The sequence below is a fragment of the Microbacterium sp. UBA837 genome, assembly GCF_002296025.1.
GTDB lineage: Bacteria > Actinomycetota > Actinomycetes > Actinomycetales > Microbacteriaceae > Microbacterium.
In genome coordinates this window covers 1-16,499 of the sequence record NZ_DBHD01000197.1, presented here as the reverse complement: position 1 = coordinate 16,499, position 16,499 = coordinate 1, and the positions used below count along the sequence as shown (strand labels likewise).

Below are 16,499 nucleotides of genomic sequence, written 5' to 3'. Positions count from 1 at the left end.
GGGGCTGGAGCCCGCGGCGCTGTTCGTCTCGTCCCGGACGGGGGAGGGCATAGCCCAGCTCCGAGACGCCATCGAGCAGGCGCTTCCGCTTCCGGCGGTCGAGGTACAGGCGGTCGTTCCCTACGACCGCGGCGATCTGATTTCGGCAGCGCACGAGTCCGGACACGTCATCACGATCGCGCACCAAGAAGCCGGGACAGCGCTTCATGCTTTCGTGTCCGAGAAGCTTGCGGCAGAGCTCGCGCCGTTCAGCTCAGCGTCAGCGGCGGGGCATCCGGTGGAGTGAAACCGAACACGACGCCCAGGAACGCCAGCTCGGTCTCCAGGGCGTGGATGACGGTCTCCGCCCGTCGGAACCCGTGCGCCTCGCCCTCGTAGAGGACGTACGCGTGGGGCACCGCGCGGGCAGCCAGCGCCGCGCGAATGGCCTCGGCCTGTGCCGGGGGAACGACCTCATCATCCGCCCCCTGTAGCAAGAGCATCGGAACGTCGAATCCCTCCGGGTGCGACAGCGGAGACCGTTCGAGATAGAGGTCTTCCGCGTCTGGGAGCGGACCGATCAATCCGTCGAGGTAGCGGGCTTCGAAGTCGTGCGTTTCGGCGGCGAGCGCGCGAGCATCGCCGACGCCGTAGCGTGAGACGCCGGCAGCGAAGGCGTTGGTGCGGGCGATGGCGGCGAGCACGGTCCATCCGCCGGCCGAACCGCCGTCGATCGCTATGCGGGCAGGATCTGCCAGTCCGGCCTCCGCTAGCGCAAGCGCCGCGTCGCGCACGTCCTCGACGTCAACGACACCCCACTGCCCCCGGAGCCTCTCGCGATATTCGCGCCCGTACCCGGTTGAGCCGCCGTAGTTCACGTCCAGCACACCGATTCCACGGCTGGTGAAGTAGCTGATCTTCGGGGATGCCGCACCGCCGACATGGCCCGTCGGACCACCGTGTACGAGGACGATGTAGGGCGGAAGCTCCCCCTCCGGAGCGGCCGCCTCCGGGTTCGTCGGGGGGAAGGCGAAGGCGTGGACCTCACCCCGGGGGCCTTCGGTGCTTAGCTCGATCGGCCGCGGCGTCCATTCGGCAGGCCAGGCGCTTTCACCGCCGGCGACCGGCTCCCAGCGCGCGCTGTCGATATCGACCAGCCACACGCCGGCGGCGCCGTCCGTCCGGGAGCCGATCACGAGGGCACGCCGGCCCGCGGCATCCTCGACCGACACGTCGGAACTCACCGGTCCGCCGAGATCGTGCATATCGCCGCCGGGAGCGACGGCGACGACCCGATCGGTGCCCTGGGTGCGGACGCAGACAGCGGTGCCGTCTGCCCCCAGGGCATACCAGCGCCCCCCGAGGGACCACAGCGGCCCTCCGGTGTCCTCCGGGGCCGGGGCGATGGGCGTTGCGCCGTGAGAGGCCGACCAGGAGTGCAGGTTCCACCGACCATCGGGGTCGTCGAGGAACACGAGTCTGTCGGTGTCCAGCCACTCGGGTTGCAGGGGCGCTCGGTCTGGGCCACCGGCGACGGTCTGCCACTTCTCGATACGGCCGTTCACGAATCGACCGAGACGGAGCTCGGTGCTATCCCATGGCATGGCTGGATGATTCCAGGCGATCCAGGCGAGGTGGGATCCGTCGGGCGAAACCGCGGGGTGGGCGACGAAGTCACTCCCCGCCACCACGGAGACGATCTGATCCACATCGCTCGCGGCAGAACCGTTGCGCGGAACTCGCACGATGTCGCGAGCGGGAACGCCGGGCCGTGTGTGGTCTTCTCGGATCGCCCACAGCTCTCCGGCGGCGAACCGCAGTCCACCGAATCGCATCCGCGTCCCGGCCGGTGTCAGGGCGCGCGGCTCAGAATCCGGGGCGAGGATCCAGATCCGCTGGTCAGTCTTCTCGACGAAGCACAACGCGCCGTCATCCGTCGCTGCCCACGGGCCGCCGCCGTACTCGTGCACACGAGACCGAGCGTTCCACGGGGCGGGCAGGAGCTCTTCGACAGTCCCATCGGCCAGGCGCCGTCGGACTGTCGTGCGCCCACTCTCGGCTGGAACGCTCTGTCCCCACCAGATCTCCTCGCCGTCTGGGGCCGCGACGAACGCCGCACCTTCGTAGCGCGGGGACGCCGCGGCAACGGATGCTGCGGAGATCGGAGACGGCCAGGTGCCGTAGGGGAGCCGGGGAAGGAAGGAAGCCATGGTCCCCACGCTACGCGCGGTCGCTGGCGCGCTCCTCGACGACGATCTCCTCGGAGCCGTCCGCGTCGGCCACGTCCACCTCGATGACCTCGACCTCGACGATCTCGCGCTGCTGCAGCAACTCGAGGATCCAGGCGACGATGACTGTCACCAGGAACACCAGAAGGACATCGCTGAAGGAAAGTGGGCGGAGCGCAAGAAGCCAGATGACCGCGAGGACGACCAGCGCGATCCGGATCGCGACGCGGTACCGAGCGAGGAAGCGTCCGAAGGCGCCAGTGTTGAGTCCCCGCGCGGCGAGAGCGCCGCGGATAGTCGCGTTGAAGCCGCTTACGCCGCCACGGGTGGCGGTGGCTGAACGGCTCGACCCCATCAGCCAGCCGATGACCGCGATCACGAGACCGAGCAGCGCGATCACAAGCGCGCTCTGCGCCATGGATGCGGTGAGCTGCGCATAGATCACACTGAGGGCCGACGGGGAGAGGTCGAGCTGGCCGGCTACGACGGTACTTGCTGCAGCGCCGATACTGAATCCGGCAGCGAGCATGCCGCCGCCGATGAACAGTCCGACCCCCGTACCGATTACCGCGACGCTGCGGCGCCGCGCGATGACGATGGCCAGGACGAACAGCGCGATGGTCACGATCGAGAGCCACCAGCCGACAGCATCAGCGAGCGCATAGACAGTCCGGAACGCGATGAGCGCCTCGCCGTCGCCGATGATGATGGTCTTGTCGATGCTGGGGATGAGCCCGGCAACGCCGACCCCACTCTCGGTGAGCCGTTCCTTGACCTGGTCGATGATCGGGCCCAGCGCGATCCCGAGGCCGTCGTTGTCGAGGACGAGGATTCCGCCGCCGTCGGCTGTCGCGACGGTCGTGATCGAGCGGTGGACACCCCGAAGCGCGAAGGCCCAGACATCCGAGAAGGCATCTGACTCCACGATGCGTTCGACCGCGGAGTTGACCAGGTTCTGCACGCCCTGGGCAGCCGGCGCGCGCAGTGCGTTGAGCGCTGTCGATGCCGCGGGAGGCAGTCCCAGGTCCTCAATGCCGTCGAAGACCTGGTCGGTGAGGCCCGCGAAGTCGACCTGCGCATCGATGGCTGCCGTCGCCTCATCGACGATGAGTTCCTGGACGGCGGGATCCTCGGTCAACGGGGCGAACGTAGACACGAAGGCATCCTCGTCGACCAGCTGCACGCGTGCCCACGTGGTGACCACCGACACCGGCACGAGAATCGTCGCGATCACGATGACGAACGCCGACAGGGCGGCGCGCCACCACCCACCGGACGGGGAGGTGCGGACCGTCAGACGCGCGTTTTCAGCCTCGAGGGCGCGGATCCGGGATTCGAGGTCTTCGGGTGTCGGCGAGCTCATGGGCCCCATTTTGGCGGAAGACCACTTTCACCGCCTCACCCGAATATGGCGATCTGTGCGGCTCAGACCGCGCGAAGGACCGCCACGACCTTGCCGAGGACCGTCGCTTCGTCGCCGAGGATGGGTTCGAAGGCTGAATTGCGGGGGAGAAGCCAGGTGTGTCCATCCCGCTGGCGAAATGCCTTGACCGTCGCTTCACCGTCGAGCATCGCGGCGACGATGTCGCCGTTCTCGGCGGTCGCCTGGGAGCGTACGACCACCCAGTCACCGTCACAGATCGCAGCGTCGATCATCGATTCGCCGCTGACCCGCAACATGAAAAGCTCACCTTTGCCGACGAGCTGTCGGGGAAGCGGGAAGATCTCTTCGATCTGCTGATCAGCGGTGATCGGCACGCCAGCGGCAATGCGCCCGACGAGCGGCACCATCGCTGCGTCGCCGACAGACGGCGCGGTGTCTGCGGGGTTTTCAGCGGCCATGCCCGGTAGGTCGATGAGCACCTCCATTGCGCGCGTCTTGCCGGCATCGCGGCGAAGGTATCCGCTCAGTTCCAGCTGGTTGAGCTGATGCGTGACGCTCGAGAGGCTCTTGAGCCCGACGGCATCGCCGATCTCACGCATGCTCGGCGGGTAGCCGTTTCGGGCGATCGAGCGCTGGATCACCTCAAGAATCGCGAGCTGTTTCTCGCTGAGGCTGCGCCGCCGCCGCGTACTAGCGCGTTCCCGTACCGGCTCCTCGTTCATTGCCCCGCTCCTGTCGCTGCTCGCATCTGCCCGCACTCGTCTTCGAATGTCGGAGGTTGGTGATGACCTGTCTTCATCGAAACCGTAACCGCCTCAATACCCTTTCGGGGATACCCGGCCCGCGTGTCGTGTTCGAAACATCCCCGGGAGGAATCCGACTTGACAGCCAGAATACTCGAAGATAATTTCGGAAGAGAGCTTCGCATCCGCCACTCCTGGCCGGGCGGTGGATGCGAATCTCTCCTCGAGATGACGGAGGATGACATGACGACGATTGCTCTCGGCACCGCACCCACGACGATCGCTGCGGCCCGACCCGCCGCGAAACGGCTTCGACTGACTGCTCGTGGTCGAGCCGTCCTCACGGCGCTTGCTGCGCTGCCGGCGGTCATCGTCATCCTCGGCGTCATCTGGGGTGGCGGTGCCGCCCTCGCCTCCCTTGATTCCTCGGCGCCGGCGGGGACGTTCGAGACGGTCACCGTTTCGGCGGGGGACTCCCTGTGGTCCATCGCGCAAGAGATCGCACCGGATGCCGACCCCCGCGACGTCGTGGCCGAGATCTCCCGCCTGAACGGTCTGACGGGAAGCGTTGTGAGCGCGGGGCAGCAGCTCGCTATCCCCCTCGCCTACAGCGAGTGAATCCTGCTGAAGAACCGAGTGCGGCCTCATCAGGCACCGTACGATGGGACGGGTGACGATTCGCCTCGATGATCTTCCGCTCCGCGATGACCTACGGGGTCTCACCCCGTACGGCGCACCGCAGGCGCCACTTCCTGTCGCCCTGAATGTCAACGAGAACACTCACCCGGTGCCGCGGGAGGTAGCCGACGACATCCTGGATGCGATCGGACGCGCCCTCGGCGAGATCAACCGCTACCCGGACCGCGAGTTCCGGGAACTGCGTGAGGGATTCGCCGAGTACCTTCGCCATGGCCTCGTCGCCGACCAGATCTGGGCGGCGAACGGATCGAACGAGGTGCTTCAGCACGTTCTCCAGGCGTTCGGCGGGCCGGGGCGTCGCGCCTTCGGGTTCGCTCCCACCTATTCGATGTACCCCTTGCTGACGCGAGCGACCGGGGCCGAGTGGGTCTCCGGAAGCCGAGGTGCCGACTACACCGTGGATGCCGTATCGGCGGTCGACCAGATCGCTGCCGCCGATCCCGACATCGTGTTCCTGTGCGCCCCCAACAATCCGACGGGGACGCCGATGAGCCTCGAGGTGATCGAGGCCGCCTACGAGGCGACGCGCGGGATCGTGATCGTCGATGAGGCGTACTTCGAGTTCGCGCCTCGAACGGCGCCATCCGCGCTGTCGTTGCTGCCGGGCCGCGAACGCCTCCTCGTTTCGCGCACCATGAGCAAGGCGTTCGCCTTCGCCGGAGCCCGCGTTGGCTACCTCGCTGCCGATCCCGCCGTGATCGATGCCTTGCGGTTGGTGCGGTTGCCTTACCACCTCAGTTCGCTCACGCAGGCGGCGGCGCTCGCTGCGCTTGCCCACGCCCCGGTGATGCTCCAGATGGTGGATGAGATCGTGATGCAGCGCGATCGCATCTCGGCGACAGTCGAAGCTCTCGGCTACCGCGCCTACGAGTCGTGGACCAACTTCGTGCTGTTCAGCGGGGTAGAAGACCCCGGACGCACGTGGCAACAGCTTTATGATCGCGGCATCCTCGTTCGTGACATCGGCATCCCGCGCAGCCTGCGGGTGTCGGCCGGCACCGCCGAGGAGACCACCGCGTTTCTGGAAGCACTCGCGTCGATAGACTCTCGCGCATGAGCAGCAGCCGCACCGCATCGGTCACGCGAGCCACGAGCGAGTCGCGCGTCGAGTTGAGCCTTGACCTCGATGGCACCGGCGCCAGCACGATCGACACCGGCGTCCCGTTCTACGATCACATGCTCACGGCGTTCGCGAAGCACTCCCTGACCGACCTCACGGTGCGTGCCGAAGGTGACGTGGAGATCGACGCTCACCACACCGTCGAGGATGTCGCGATCGTGCTCGGTGACGCCATCCGTGAAGCCCTCGGCGACAAGTCGGGCATCTCGCGTTACGGCGACGCGCTCGTTCCGCTGGACGATGCCTTGGCCCAAGCTGTCGTGGACATCAGTGGACGTCCTTACCTCGTGCACGACGGCGAGCCCGACGGGTTCGCGCTTCACCTGATCGCCGGTCACTTCACGGGGTCGCTCGTGCGGCACACCTTCGAGGCGATCAGCTACCACGCCGGCCTCACCGTCCACCTCCGGGTTCTGGCTGGCCGTGATCCGCACCACATCGCCGAGGCCGAGTACAAGGCCTTCGCGCGCGCTTTCCGCCAGGCCAAGGCACTCGATCCCCTCGTGCGCGGTATCCCGAGCACGAAGGGTGCGCTGTGACCTCGGCGTCGACAACGACCGCGCGGCCGACGGTCGCCGTTCTGGACTACGGATCCGGCAATGTTCACTCTGCGGTCAAGGCGCTGGCCCTGGCGGGGGCTGACGCCCGCCTGACCGATGACCGCGATCTGATCATGGCTGCGGACGGTCTGGTCGTTCCGGGCGTCGGCGCCTTCCGCTCCGTCGTGGATGCGCTGCGCGAATCCCGTGCGGATCAGCTCATCGAGCGACGCTTGGCGGGCGGACGACCCGTGCTCGGGATCTGCGTCGGTATGCAGGTGATGTTCGAGCACGGTGTCGAGCGCGGAGCCGACAGTCTCGGACTCGGACAGTGGCCCGGCGCTGTCACCGAGCTCGATGCGCCGGTACTCCCGCACATGGGGTGGAATACCGTGGCGGCGGGCGCCGGGTCGACGCTGTTTCGGGGCATCGAATCGGAGCGGTTCTACTTCGTCCACTCGTATGCCGCCCAGCACTGGACTCTCGAAGCCCAGGACCCCTTCCCCAGCGCGGTAGTGACGTGGGCAACCCATGGGGTTCCGTTCGTGGCGGCCGTCGAGAACGGGCCGCTGGCGGCAACGCAGTTCCACCCCGAGAAGTCGGGGGAGGCTGGCATCCGTCTCCTCGCGAATTGGATCACGAGCCTTCCCGCGGCTACCCTCTGAACTCGTGCCTGCCCCCGATTCTCATCGGCGTGCCGCGGGCTCCGTGAACCCGCCCGAGGAACCATGAACGACTTCGCGTCAACGCCCGAACTGATTCTGCTGCCCGCCGTCGATGTCGCAGACGGCAAGGCGGTGCGCCTGACCCAGGGTGCTGCAGGCTCGGAGACGAGCTACGGCGACCCGGTCGAAGCCGCCGTGGATTGGGCCCGCCAGGGCGCGCAGTGGATTCACCTCGTCGACCTGGATGCCGCCTTCGGGCGCGGCAGCAACGCGGGAGTGATCCGCAAGGTCATCAAGCAGGTCAAGGGCGTTCACGTCGAGGTTTCGGGAGGCATCCGGGACGACCGGAGCCTCGAGCTTGCGATCGAGTACGGTGCCGAACGCGTCAACCTCGGCACCGCAGCACTGGAGAACCCGGAGTGGGCTGCCGACGTGATCGGCCGGTACGGCGAACTTGTCGCGGTGGGGCTCGACGTGCGCGGCACGACCCTCGCAGCTCGCGGCTGGACGCAGGAGGGCGGGGACCTGTGGGCGGTGCTCGACCGCCTCGAGGATGCCGGGTGCAGTCGCTACGTCGTCACCGACGTGACCAAAGACGGGACGCTCCGCGGACCCAACCTCGATCTGCTTCGCGAGGTCACGACCCGCACCCCGAAGCCGGTCATCGCCTCGGGCGGTGTGGCAACGCTTGATGACATCGCGGCGCTGCGCGAGCTCGTCCCCCTCGGTGTCGAGGGTGCGATCGTCGGGAAGGCGTTGTATTCGGGCGCCTTCACCCTGGCCGAGGCACTGGATGTCGCCGGAGGCTGAAGACCCGCAGCGGCATCCTCACGCGCACACCCACGGATCGGATCACACCGCCGACTCCGCCGGTTTCCCCTGGGCCGGGCGCAGCTTCGAGGCAAACCCGTTCGCCGGTGACGACGGGTCGGCTGACCCCGCGCTGATCGGCGCGATCGAGCGGTTTCGGGCAGGTGATGCTGCCGTCGTCGAGGTGATCAGCGCGTACCGATCGGCGCGCCTACTGATTCCTCTCGTCGCTGAGAAGGGCGACGAGGGTGTCGGCGCTCACGGGCTGACGGTCGACAAGACGCAGGAGCTGTCGATCGTCACTGTCGCCGCGCCCGACGGCAGGCGCGTGCTTCCGGTGTTCTCGTCGGTTGCAGCGATGAGCACGTGGGACCCTGCAGCGCGGCCAGTCCCGGCCGATGGGGTGCGGACCGCGGCAGCCGCTGTCGATGACGGCACCGACCTCATCGTTCTCGACCCGGGATCCGAGACCGAGTTCGTCATCCGTCGGCCCGCGGTCTGGGCGATCGCGCAAGGTCAGGCCTGGGAGCCCGCGCACACCTCACCAGAGGTCTTCGCCGGATTCCAGGAGAGCATCGGTGCGGAACTTGCCGTCCTCGATCTCTCGCTGGCGTCAGCCGACCCGCAGGCGCGGGGGAGAGGCCCCGAGGTCCAGGTTCAGCTCGACATCATGCCGGGCCTTGACCGCGAAGAACTGGATGCCGTGCTGCAGCGGCTCGCGAAACGCTGGGCAGCTGACGACCGCATCGCGGTTCTCGTGGACTCCCTCGCCGTGAAGATCCGGCGCTCATCGGTCTGAGCTGGTGCGGACTGGCGGGGCCTGACGAGACTCACTCAGGTGACCGGACCTGTCCATTTCTCGCCGGGTCCCTTGCCGATCGGGTCGGGGATCACTGACGCTTCGCGGAACGCGAGCTGGAGTGAGCGCAGGCCATCGCGCAGCGAGCGAGCGTGCATGTCGCTGATCTCCGGGGCGCCGGCGGTGATCAAGCCCGCGAGTGCATTGATGAGCTTGCGGGCCTCGTCGAGGTCCTTCTGCCTATCGGGGTCGTCGGCAAGCCCGACCTTCACGGCTGCGGCGCTCATGAGGTGCACGGCAGTGGTCGTGATGACTTCGACAGCGGGGACGTCAGCGATATCTCGGGAAGCGGCGGCGGCAGCCTCGGCATCCTCCTCCCAGCGCTGCTCGCGCTCGCGGTCTCGGCGGTCGACCGATTCACCGTCGGATGCTGCGGGGTCGGGAACATCGGGAATCGTCGACACGTGATGCTTTCTGCTAGACTCGTGCGGGCTCCGGAGCACTATGCCCCGGACACGAAAGAGGATCACATCCCACCCGCGCTTGCCGCTCAAGGCTACCGGGTCCACGAACTCCGCTTCGCCTGGCAATCCGATTGCGCGGCGAAGTAGCGCTCGAGAAACTTCTCGGGCGTCAGGGTGAATGAAGCCGATGCAGTGCGTCGAGCGGGTGGAGTGTTCTGATCTCGCCCGCGACGCACCCCGTGTCGCGGTGGCTTACACCCGCACGAAGAGGAGTTCCGCATCAGCGATCCCCGCATCAACGAGCGCATTCGCGTGCCCGAGGTCCGTTTGGTCGGTCCCGGCGGCGAACAGGTCGGTGTCGTCCGCATCGAAGTCGCGCAGCGTCTGGCCCAGGAGGCCGATCTCGATCTGGTCGAGGTCGCCCCGAACTCGAAGCCGCCCGTGGTCAAGATCATGGACTACGGCAAGTTCAAGTACGAGGCAGCGCAGAAGGCGAAGGAAGCGCGACGCAATCAGGCCAACACGGTCCTGAAGGAAGTCCGGTTCCGCCTGAAGATCGAGCCGCACGACTACGAAACCAAGCGCAAGCACGCGGAGTCGTTCCTGAAGGCCGGCGACAAGGTGAAAGCGATGATCCTGTTCCGTGGTCGCGAGCAGTCGCGCCCCGAACAGGGTGTGCGCCTGCTTCGCAAGTTCGCCGAGGACGTCGCCGAGTTCGGCACCGTCGAGTCGAACCCCACGATCGACGGCCGCAACATGACGATGGTGATCGCACCGCACAAGAACAAGTCCGAGGCGAAGGCCGAGCAGAACGCCCAGCGCGCTGCCACCAAAGAAGCGGCACGCCAGTCCGCCCGCGGTGAAGCCCCCGAGCCCACGCCCGCTCCCGCCGAGTAGGCCCCCAGACTCCCGCCCGGCGGGAACCACAACGAAGGAAAACAAGATGCCGAAGCAGAAGACCCACTCGGGTGCCAAGAAGCGCTTCAAGGTCACCGGAACCGGGAAGATCAAGAAGCAGCAGGCGAACCTCCGCCACAACTTCGAGGGCAAGCCCACCAAGCGCACGCGCCGCCTGTCGGCTGACAAGATGCTCGCCCCCGGTGACGCGAAGGTCGCCAAGAAGCTCCTCGGCATCTGAGCGCCCCGGTACGAACAGGAACGAAACGAAATGGCTAGAGTCAAGCGGGCTGTCAACGCCCACAAGAAGCGTCGCGTCATCCTTGAGCGCGCGTCCGGCTACCGCGGGCAGCGCTCGCGTCTGTACCGCAAGGCGAAGGAGCAGGTCACCCACTCGCTCGTTTACGCCTACCGCGACCGCCGCAAGCGTAAGGGCGACTTCCGTCGCCTGTGGATCCAGCGCATCAACGCCGCGAGCCGCCAGAACGGTCTCACCTACAACCGCTTCATCCAGGGCCTGAACCTGGCAGGTGTGCAGGTCGACCGCCGGATGCTTGCCGAGCTCGCGGTCAACGAGCCGAAGGTCTTCGCTTCGCTCGTCGACACCGCCAAGAAGGCGCTTCCCAGCGACGTCAACGCACCCAAGTCGGCCTGATCGGTCGTTCTTGCCCGAAGGGCGCTTCCCGAAAGGGAGGCGCCCTTCGTTGTCGTGTCGGCATCCGTCGCCTGCTCTCACGTGTGCGGCACTGTCGTGCGAGTGCGGCACAGAGAATCGCCGCACTTGCACGGATGTGCCGCACACGCGGTGCCTCGGACCGTAACCTTCGCGGAATATAAGCTCGTCGCGCCCGTGATCGCGCCGGAATCGCTGTCGCCGTACCTCTAAACTGGGCCCGTGCTGGAGAACCCGCGATCGCCGCGCGTGCGCGCGGTCGCGAAGTTGTCCAAGCGCAGCGCACGCCAGGAGACCGGGCTGTTCCTGCTTGAGGGACCGCAGGCAGTTCGCGAGGCGCTGACCTACCGGTCCGACGCGCTCGTGGAGCTTTACGCGACACCTGGCGCACTGGATCGGCACGGCGACATTCGGGATGCTGCGCGTGCCGCGGGACTGGACCTGGAGCTGGCAAGCGAAGCTGTCCTGGACGCGATGGCAGACACGGTGACTCCGCAGGGAATCGTGGCGGTCGCACGCCAGACCCCGTCCAGCGTCGCTGACGTGTTCGCAGCCCGGCCGCGGTTGGTCGCGATCTGCGAGCAGGTGCGTGACCCGGGGAACCTCGGGACGATCATCCGCGCGGCCGATGCGGCGGGCGCCGATGCCGTGATCCTCACCGGCAAGTCGGTCGACCCGTACAACCCGAAAGTCGTCCGTTCCACGACCGGCTCGCTCTTCCATCTCCCGATCGCCGTTGGGGTGGACCTGCCGGAGGCTGTTGAACAGGCCCATGCCGCTGGCATCCGCGTGGTGGCCGCAGACGTGGACGGGACCGACTTCCTGGCGTCCCGGGACCTTCTCGCGGAGCCCACCGCGTGGCTGTTCGGCAACGAAGCGCGCGGGCTCGAAGAGGATGCCCTCTCGCACGCGGACCTCTCGTTGCGGCTTCCCATTTACGGCAAGGCTGAGTCCCTCAATCTTGCGACGGCGGCGAGTGTCTGTCTTTACGAGACCGCGTTCGCCCAGCGCAGCGCGCTCGCCTGAGCTGCGTTTCGACCAATACTCCCGAGAGTGTCAGGCGGGAGGCGGTGGTGAAAGAGACTCCCTGAGGTCTGAGGGTGCCGCGGCTCCTGGATGGGGAGACCGAGGCGCCGAGGCCATCCTGTTCGTCGCCCTGGCAGAAGAGAAGCGGCACTCTGTTGCCTCGGTAGACTCGACTCTCGTGTCCGACGCCCTAGAGATCACTCCCGAGACCGTCGCTGCAGCGGCTGATGCCGCACGCGCCGCGATAGCCGCGGCTGCCGATTCGGCATCCCTCAAGCAGGCGCGAGCCGCGCACGTCGGGGAGGGGTCGCCGCTGGCGCGCTTGAACGCTTCGCTGCGTGATGTCGCTCCCGAGCGCAAGGCCGAGTTCGGCAAGCTCATCGGGCAAGCTCGCGGTCAGGTGACGCAGGCGCTCGCTGCCCGCGAGGCCGAGCTTGAGGCCGCCGAGCTGGCGGCACGTCTGGATGCCGAAGCGATCGACATCACGGCGTTGCCGACGCGCGCGCGGGTCGGTGCCCGGCATCCGCTCACTCTCTTGCAGGAGGAGATCTCGGACGTCTTCGTCGGCATGGGCTGGGAGGTCGCGGAAGGACCCGAGCTCGAACACGAGTGGTTCAACTTCGACGCCCTCAACTTCGACGTCGATCACCCCGCCCGGCAGATGCAGGACACGTTCTTCGTCGACCCGATCGATCGGCACCTCGTGATGCGCACGCACACGAGCCCCGTGCAGGTGCGTTCCATGCTCGATCGCGAGCTTCCGGTCTACGTCGTCTGTCCTGGACGGGTGTATCGCACCGACGAGTTCGACGCGACGCACCTCCCCGTCTTCTCGCAGGTCGAGGGCCTCGTCATCGACAAAGGCATCACGATGGCGCACCTGAAGGGCACGCTCGACCACTTCGCGCGCGTCCTTTTCGGCCCGGAGGCCAAGACGCGTCTGCGCACCAACTACTTCCCGTTCACGGAGCCGAGCGCGGAGCTCGACCTGTGGCACCCCACCTTCAAGGGCGGTGCGCGGTGGATCGAGTGGGGCGGCTGCGGCATGGTCAACCCGAACGTCCTCCGAGCTGCCGGAATCGATCCCGAAGAGTACTCCGGGTTCGCGTTCGGGATGGGGATCGAGCGCACCCTGATGTTCCGCAGCGACGTGAAGGACATGCGCGACATGGCCGAGGGTGATGTGCGCTTCAGTGAGCAGTTCGGGATGGTGGTGTGATGCGCGTTCCGCTGTCGTGGCTGCGTGAGTTCGTCGAGGTGCCCGCCGAGGCAACTCCCGAGGATGTCCTCGCAGCACTGGTGTCGGTCGGCTTCGAAGAAGAGGACGTTCACCGCTTCGATCTGTCGGGTCCGATCGTGGTGGGCGAGGTTCTCGAGTTCGTCGAGGAGCCGCAGTCCAACGGCAAGACGATCCGGTGGTGCCAGGTGCGCGTTGCAGACGGAGAGGGCACGGATGACGCGCCAGCCGTCCGCGGCATCGTGTGCGGCGCGAACAACTTCTTCGCCGGCGACAAGGTGGTCGTGACCCTGCCCGGAGCGGTGCTGCCGGGGCCCTTCCCGATCGCCGCGCGAAAGACCTACGGACATGTCTCGGACGGCATGATCGCCTCGGCCAAGGAGCTGGGCCTCGGTCAGGACCACTCGGGGATCCTGCGTCTGGTCGAACTCGGCATCGACGCTCCCGTGGGCTCGGATGCCATCGCGCTGCTGGGGCTTGACGATGAGGCAGTCGAGATCAACGTGACCCCCGACCGCGGCTACGCGCTCTCGATCCGGGGTGTGGCGCGCGAATACTCGCACGCCACGGGGGCGGCGTTCCGCGACCCTGCGGACCGGCCCTGGGAGGACGTGGATCCCGGCGAGGGCTTCCCGATCACCGTCGATGACCCCAACCCCATTCGTGGTCAGGTCGGAGCCTCCGAATTCGTTGTGCGTCTCGTGCGTGATGTGGACGCTTCCAAGCCCACACCACCGTGGATGATCACGCGGCTGACCCTCGCCGGCATCCGGCCCCTCGGCATCCTCATCGACATCACCAACTATGTGATGCTCGAGCTCGGGAACCCCATCCACGGGTACGACTACGACACCCTGCGGGGCGGGATCACCGTGCGACGCGCTCGCGCTGGTGAGAAGCTCGAGACCCTCGATGGGCAGGTGCGCACCCTCGATCCCGAGGACCTCCTGATCACCGACGAGTCCGGTCCGATCGGTCTTGCCGGAGTGATGGGCGGGGCCACGACAGAGATGGGGCCCGCGACGCGCACCGTGCTCGTCGAGGCGGCTCGGTTCGACCCGGTGTCGATCGCGCGGACGGCGCGCCGACACAAGCTGTCGTCGGAGGCTTCGCGCCGCTTCGAACGCGGCGTGGACCCCGCTATTGCCTTCGCGGCCGCTCGTCGGGTAGCAGACCTGATGGTGGAGCTGGCTGGCGGGACGCTTGACACGTCGTTCGGGGGCGCGCTGCGCTCTGGTCACGAACAGGCGGCGATCGAGCTGCCGCAAGGCTTCGTCTCTGGTCTGATCGGCGTCGACTACACGGCCGACCAGGTCGTCGAGGCGCTCCGACTGATCGGTTGCGACATCCGGGATGCCGGCACCGACGCGGCCGCGCCCTGGCTGGTCTTCCCGCCGTCGTGGCGTCCCGACCTCACCGACCGGTGGACCCTTGCCGAAGAGGTGGCTCGCATCCATGGGCTCGATCAGGTGCCCTCCGTGCTGCCCACTCCGCCGTCGGGGCGCGGGCTCACCTCGGCCCAGCGCGCGCGCCGACGCGTCTCGAACGCGCTGGCAGCCGCCGGCTACGTCGAGACGCCGTCGTTCCCGTTCGCCACCGTCGAGAGCAATGACCTTCACGGCAGCGCCGACGGGGGCCATCTTCCGAGCATCAAGCTCGCGAACCCGCTGGACGGCCAGTTGCCCTTCCTGCGCCGTTCGCTCGTGCCGGGCCTGCTGCAGGTCGCGCACCGCAACGTGTCGCGCGGACTGGTCGATCTCGCCCTGTTCGAGACCGGTGTCGTGTTCCTCCCCGCTGCGGGCGTCGAGTACGGGACGCCGTTCGTGCCGCCGCTCGGCGTTCGCCCGGATGCCGCCACGCTCGCAGGACTTGACGCGTCGATTCCGTCGCAGCCGCGCCATGTCGCGGTGCTGCTGACCGGAGCGCGGGTGGCCAAGCAGCCCGGTCAGGGCGCCGAGGCTGCAGACCTCGCCGATGTCATCGACGCCGTTCGCACCGTCGCTTCGGCGGCGGGCGTCGACGTGACGATCGTCCAGACGCGGCGCGCTGCGCTGCATCCGGGGCGCGCGGGCGACGTTCGTGTCGGTGATGTCACCGTCGGCTATGTCGGCGAGCTCCTGCCCGCCGTGGCAGCAGACGCCGACCTGCCCGGCCGCGTCATCGTTGCCGAGCTGGACCTGGATCTCATGATCTCTCTCGCGGGGGAGCGGGTTGTCGCGGCGTCCCTGTCTGGGTTCCCGGCTGCGACGCAGGATGTCTCGCTCGTCGTGTCGGAGGCGGTTCCCGCGGCCGAGGTCGAGGCGGCGCTCGTCTCGGGCGCCGGTGACCTGCTCGAGGCAGTGCGTCTGGTTGACGACTACCGCGGGCCGGGTGTTGATCCGGGCACGAAGAGTCTGACCTACGCGCTGCGCTTCCGGGCCCCCGACCGTACTCTGACGGCGGCGGAGGCCACCGAGGCGAAACTGGCAGGTGTCGCTGCTGCTGCCGAGCGGTTCGGGGCGCGCATCCGGGAGTAAGACGCATCGGTCGTCGTGATCGCGGCGCCGGTTCCTGCACTAACGGGGACCGCCCGCTACGCTGGCGAAGGGTCCGGGCGCAGAGGCCGGCCCCTCGCCGCGACCACACGACCCGATAGGAGCCGCGCCGATGTCGTCGTTCCTCTACCGCGTGGGCCGATTCGCGGCCCGTCGTCGGTGGACGGTCATCGTCATCTGGATCGCCGTGGTCGTCGGTGCTTCGGCGCTGGCCGGTGTTCTCGGCAACCACCTGCAGTCGAGCTTCACCGTGCCGGGCACCCAGGCGCAGTCGGCGCTGGACGCCCTGGAGCAGCGCTTCCCGCAGATCAGTGGTGCCAGCGCCAAGGTCGTCGCCGCCGCGCCGTCGGGGGACCAGATCTCCACGAGCGAGGAGCTGATCTCCACCGCTTGCGAGAACATCGCCGCCCTCGCTGATGTCGTTGCTGTCACGTGCCCGTACCCGATGGCCGAGAGCGGCTCGACGGCGGCATCCGATGGGGCGTCCTCGCAGATCTCCGCGAACGGTGACATGGCCTTCATCGCCATTCAGCTCTCGGTGGCCGCCACCGACATTCCCGACTCGCTCGTGGCCTCAGTCGGGCAGGCCACCGCGCCGCTGTCGGATGCCGGACTGACCGTTGCCGTGTCGGGACTGGCCGCGAGTTCATCGTCGGGGGTCGACTGGACGGAGCTTGCCGGGATGGGCATCGCCTACATCGT

General features: G+C 67.6%; 16 protein-coding genes and 2 pseudogenes. 14 read left to right on the top strand and 4 right to left on the bottom strand.

The window, feature by feature from the left end:
• Positions 1 to 286: pseudogene (locus tag B3587_RS14135) on the top strand (GTPase HflX); the annotation flags it as partial.
• Here B3587_RS14135 and B3587_RS14130 read toward each other — a convergent pair.
• The 3 genes from B3587_RS14130 to lexA all read right to left on the bottom strand — a co-directional run bounded on the left by B3587_RS14130 (position 249) and on the right by lexA (position 4,313).
• Positions 249 to 2,189 (bottom strand): S9 family peptidase, encoded by a 1,941-nt coding sequence (locus B3587_RS14130; RefSeq protein ID WP_292729810.1) that lies wholly within the window; start codon positions 2,187 to 2,189, stop codon positions 249 to 251. The pseudogene B3587_RS14135 and the gene B3587_RS14130 overlap by 38 nt on opposite strands.
• Before the next feature lie 10 nt (positions 2,190 to 2,199).
• Complete coding sequence (locus B3587_RS14125; protein ID WP_292729808.1) at positions 2,200 to 3,570, bottom strand: hypothetical protein; 1,371 nt, start codon at positions 3,568 to 3,570, stop codon at positions 2,200 to 2,202.
• A 62-nt stretch (positions 3,571 to 3,632) separates the two neighbouring features.
• Entirely contained in the window at positions 3,633 to 4,313 is a 681-nt protein-coding gene (gene lexA, locus B3587_RS14120) for a transcriptional repressor LexA (RefSeq protein WP_228177760.1), read from the bottom strand.
• Positions 4,314 to 4,577: 264 nt separating this feature from the next.
• Between lexA and B3587_RS14115 the strand changes: the two genes are divergently transcribed.
• The 6 genes from B3587_RS14115 (at position 4,578) to B3587_RS14090 (ending at position 8,966) form a co-directional block, all read left to right on the top strand.
• Positions 4,578 to 4,952 (top strand): LysM peptidoglycan-binding domain-containing protein, encoded by a 375-nt coding sequence (locus B3587_RS14115; protein WP_228177761.1) that lies wholly within the window; start codon positions 4,578 to 4,580, stop codon positions 4,950 to 4,952.
• Positions 4,953 to 4,995: 43 nt separating this feature from the next.
• Complete coding sequence (locus tag B3587_RS14110; protein WP_228177762.1) at positions 4,996 to 6,090, top strand: histidinol-phosphate transaminase; 1,095 nt, start codon at positions 4,996 to 4,998, stop codon at positions 6,088 to 6,090.
• The gene (hisB, locus tag B3587_RS14105) at positions 6,087 to 6,692 is read left to right on the top strand and encodes an imidazoleglycerol-phosphate dehydratase HisB (RefSeq protein ID WP_228177763.1); all 606 of its coding nucleotides are present in this window, start codon (positions 6,087 to 6,089) and stop codon (positions 6,690 to 6,692) included. Before B3587_RS14110 ends, hisB begins: the two co-directional genes overlap by 4 nt.
• Complete coding sequence (hisH, locus tag B3587_RS14100; RefSeq protein WP_292729804.1) at positions 6,689 to 7,357, top strand: imidazole glycerol phosphate synthase subunit HisH; 669 nt, start codon at positions 6,689 to 6,691, stop codon at positions 7,355 to 7,357. The genes hisB and hisH overlap by 4 nt, the downstream gene beginning before the upstream one ends.
• Before the next feature lie 63 nt (positions 7,358 to 7,420).
• Positions 7,421 to 8,167, top strand: coding sequence for a bifunctional 1-(5-phosphoribosyl)-5-((5-phosphoribosylamino)methylideneamino)imidazole-4-carboxamide isomerase/phosphoribosylanthranilate isomerase PriA (priA, locus tag B3587_RS14095; RefSeq protein WP_228177765.1), 747 nt, complete (start codon positions 7,421 to 7,423; stop codon positions 8,165 to 8,167).
• A complete protein-coding gene (locus tag B3587_RS14090; protein WP_292729802.1) occupies positions 8,151 to 8,966 on the top strand; it encodes an SseB family protein in 816 nt (271 codons plus the stop codon). Before priA ends, B3587_RS14090 begins: the two co-directional genes overlap by 17 nt.
• 35 nt (positions 8,967 to 9,001) lie before the next feature.
• Here the strand turns inward: B3587_RS14090 and B3587_RS14085 are convergent, their stop codons facing one another.
• Complete coding sequence (locus B3587_RS14085; protein WP_292729816.1) at positions 9,002 to 9,421, bottom strand: DUF1844 domain-containing protein; 420 nt, start codon at positions 9,419 to 9,421, stop codon at positions 9,002 to 9,004.
• Positions 9,422 to 9,742: 321 nt separating this feature from the next.
• Here B3587_RS14085 and infC point away from each other — a divergent pair, with 321 nt between their 5' ends.
• From infC to B3587_RS14050, 7 genes and pseudogenes are all read left to right on the top strand, one after another.
• On the top strand, positions 9,743 to 10,327 hold the full coding sequence (infC, locus tag B3587_RS14080) for a translation initiation factor IF-3 (RefSeq protein ID WP_414683140.1): 585 nt from the start codon (positions 9,743 to 9,745) through the stop codon (positions 10,325 to 10,327).
• 46 nt (positions 10,328 to 10,373) lie between these two features.
• The gene (gene rpmI, locus B3587_RS14075) at positions 10,374 to 10,568 is read left to right on the top strand and encodes a 50S ribosomal protein L35 (RefSeq protein ID WP_228177767.1); all 195 of its coding nucleotides are present in this window, start codon (positions 10,374 to 10,376) and stop codon (positions 10,566 to 10,568) included.
• A gap of 30 nt (positions 10,569 to 10,598) precedes the next feature.
• Positions 10,599 to 10,982 carry a 50S ribosomal protein L20 gene (gene rplT, locus B3587_RS14070; protein WP_228177768.1) on the top strand — a complete coding sequence of 128 codons (384 nt, stop codon included), beginning with the start codon at positions 10,599 to 10,601 and terminating at the stop codon, positions 10,980 to 10,982.
• Between the two features lie 240 nt (positions 10,983 to 11,222).
• Positions 11,223 to 12,026 (top strand): TrmH family RNA methyltransferase, encoded by an 804-nt coding sequence (locus B3587_RS14065; protein ID WP_228177769.1) that lies wholly within the window; start codon positions 11,223 to 11,225, stop codon positions 12,024 to 12,026.
• Between the two features lie 178 nt (positions 12,027 to 12,204).
• Entirely contained in the window at positions 12,205 to 13,245 is a 1,041-nt protein-coding gene (gene pheS / locus B3587_RS14060) for a phenylalanine--tRNA ligase subunit alpha (protein ID WP_228177770.1), read from the top strand.
• Positions 13,245 to 15,779, top strand: coding sequence for a phenylalanine--tRNA ligase subunit beta (gene pheT, locus B3587_RS14055; RefSeq protein WP_292729799.1), 2,535 nt, complete (start codon positions 13,245 to 13,247; stop codon positions 15,777 to 15,779). The genes pheS and pheT overlap by 1 nt, the downstream gene beginning before the upstream one ends.
• A gap of 130 nt (positions 15,780 to 15,909) precedes the next feature.
• A pseudogene (locus B3587_RS14050) lies at positions 15,910 to 16,499 on the top strand (hypothetical protein); the annotation flags it as partial.

Excerpts from the sequence above, each read along its gene's own strand:
- B3587_RS14130 (WP_292729810.1), bottom strand. The coding sequence starts at position 2,189 with ATGGCTTCCTTCCTTCCCCGGCTCCCCTACGGCACCTGGCCGTCTCCG.
- B3587_RS14125 (WP_292729808.1), bottom strand. The coding sequence starts at position 3,570 with ATGAGCTCGCCGACACCCGAAGACCTCGAATCCCGGATCCGCGCCCTC.
- lexA (WP_228177760.1), bottom strand. The coding sequence starts at position 4,313 with ATGAACGAGGAGCCGGTACGGGAACGCGCTAGTACGCGGCGGCGGCGC.
- B3587_RS14115 (WP_228177761.1), top strand. The coding sequence starts at position 4,578 with ATGACGACGATTGCTCTCGGCACCGCACCCACGACGATCGCTGCGGCC.
- B3587_RS14110 (WP_228177762.1), top strand. The coding sequence starts at position 4,996 with ATGGGACGGGTGACGATTCGCCTCGATGATCTTCCGCTCCGCGATGAC.
- hisB (WP_228177763.1), top strand. The coding sequence starts at position 6,087 with ATGAGCAGCAGCCGCACCGCATCGGTCACGCGAGCCACGAGCGAGTCG.
- priA (WP_228177765.1), top strand. The coding sequence starts at position 7,421 with ATGAACGACTTCGCGTCAACGCCCGAACTGATTCTGCTGCCCGCCGTC.
- B3587_RS14090 (WP_292729802.1), top strand. The coding sequence starts at position 8,151 with ATGTCGCCGGAGGCTGAAGACCCGCAGCGGCATCCTCACGCGCACACC.
- rpmI (WP_228177767.1), top strand. The coding sequence starts at position 10,374 with ATGCCGAAGCAGAAGACCCACTCGGGTGCCAAGAAGCGCTTCAAGGTC.
- rplT (WP_228177768.1), top strand. The coding sequence starts at position 10,599 with ATGGCTAGAGTCAAGCGGGCTGTCAACGCCCACAAGAAGCGTCGCGTC.
- pheT (WP_292729799.1), top strand. The coding sequence starts at position 13,245 with ATGCGCGTTCCGCTGTCGTGGCTGCGTGAGTTCGTCGAGGTGCCCGCC.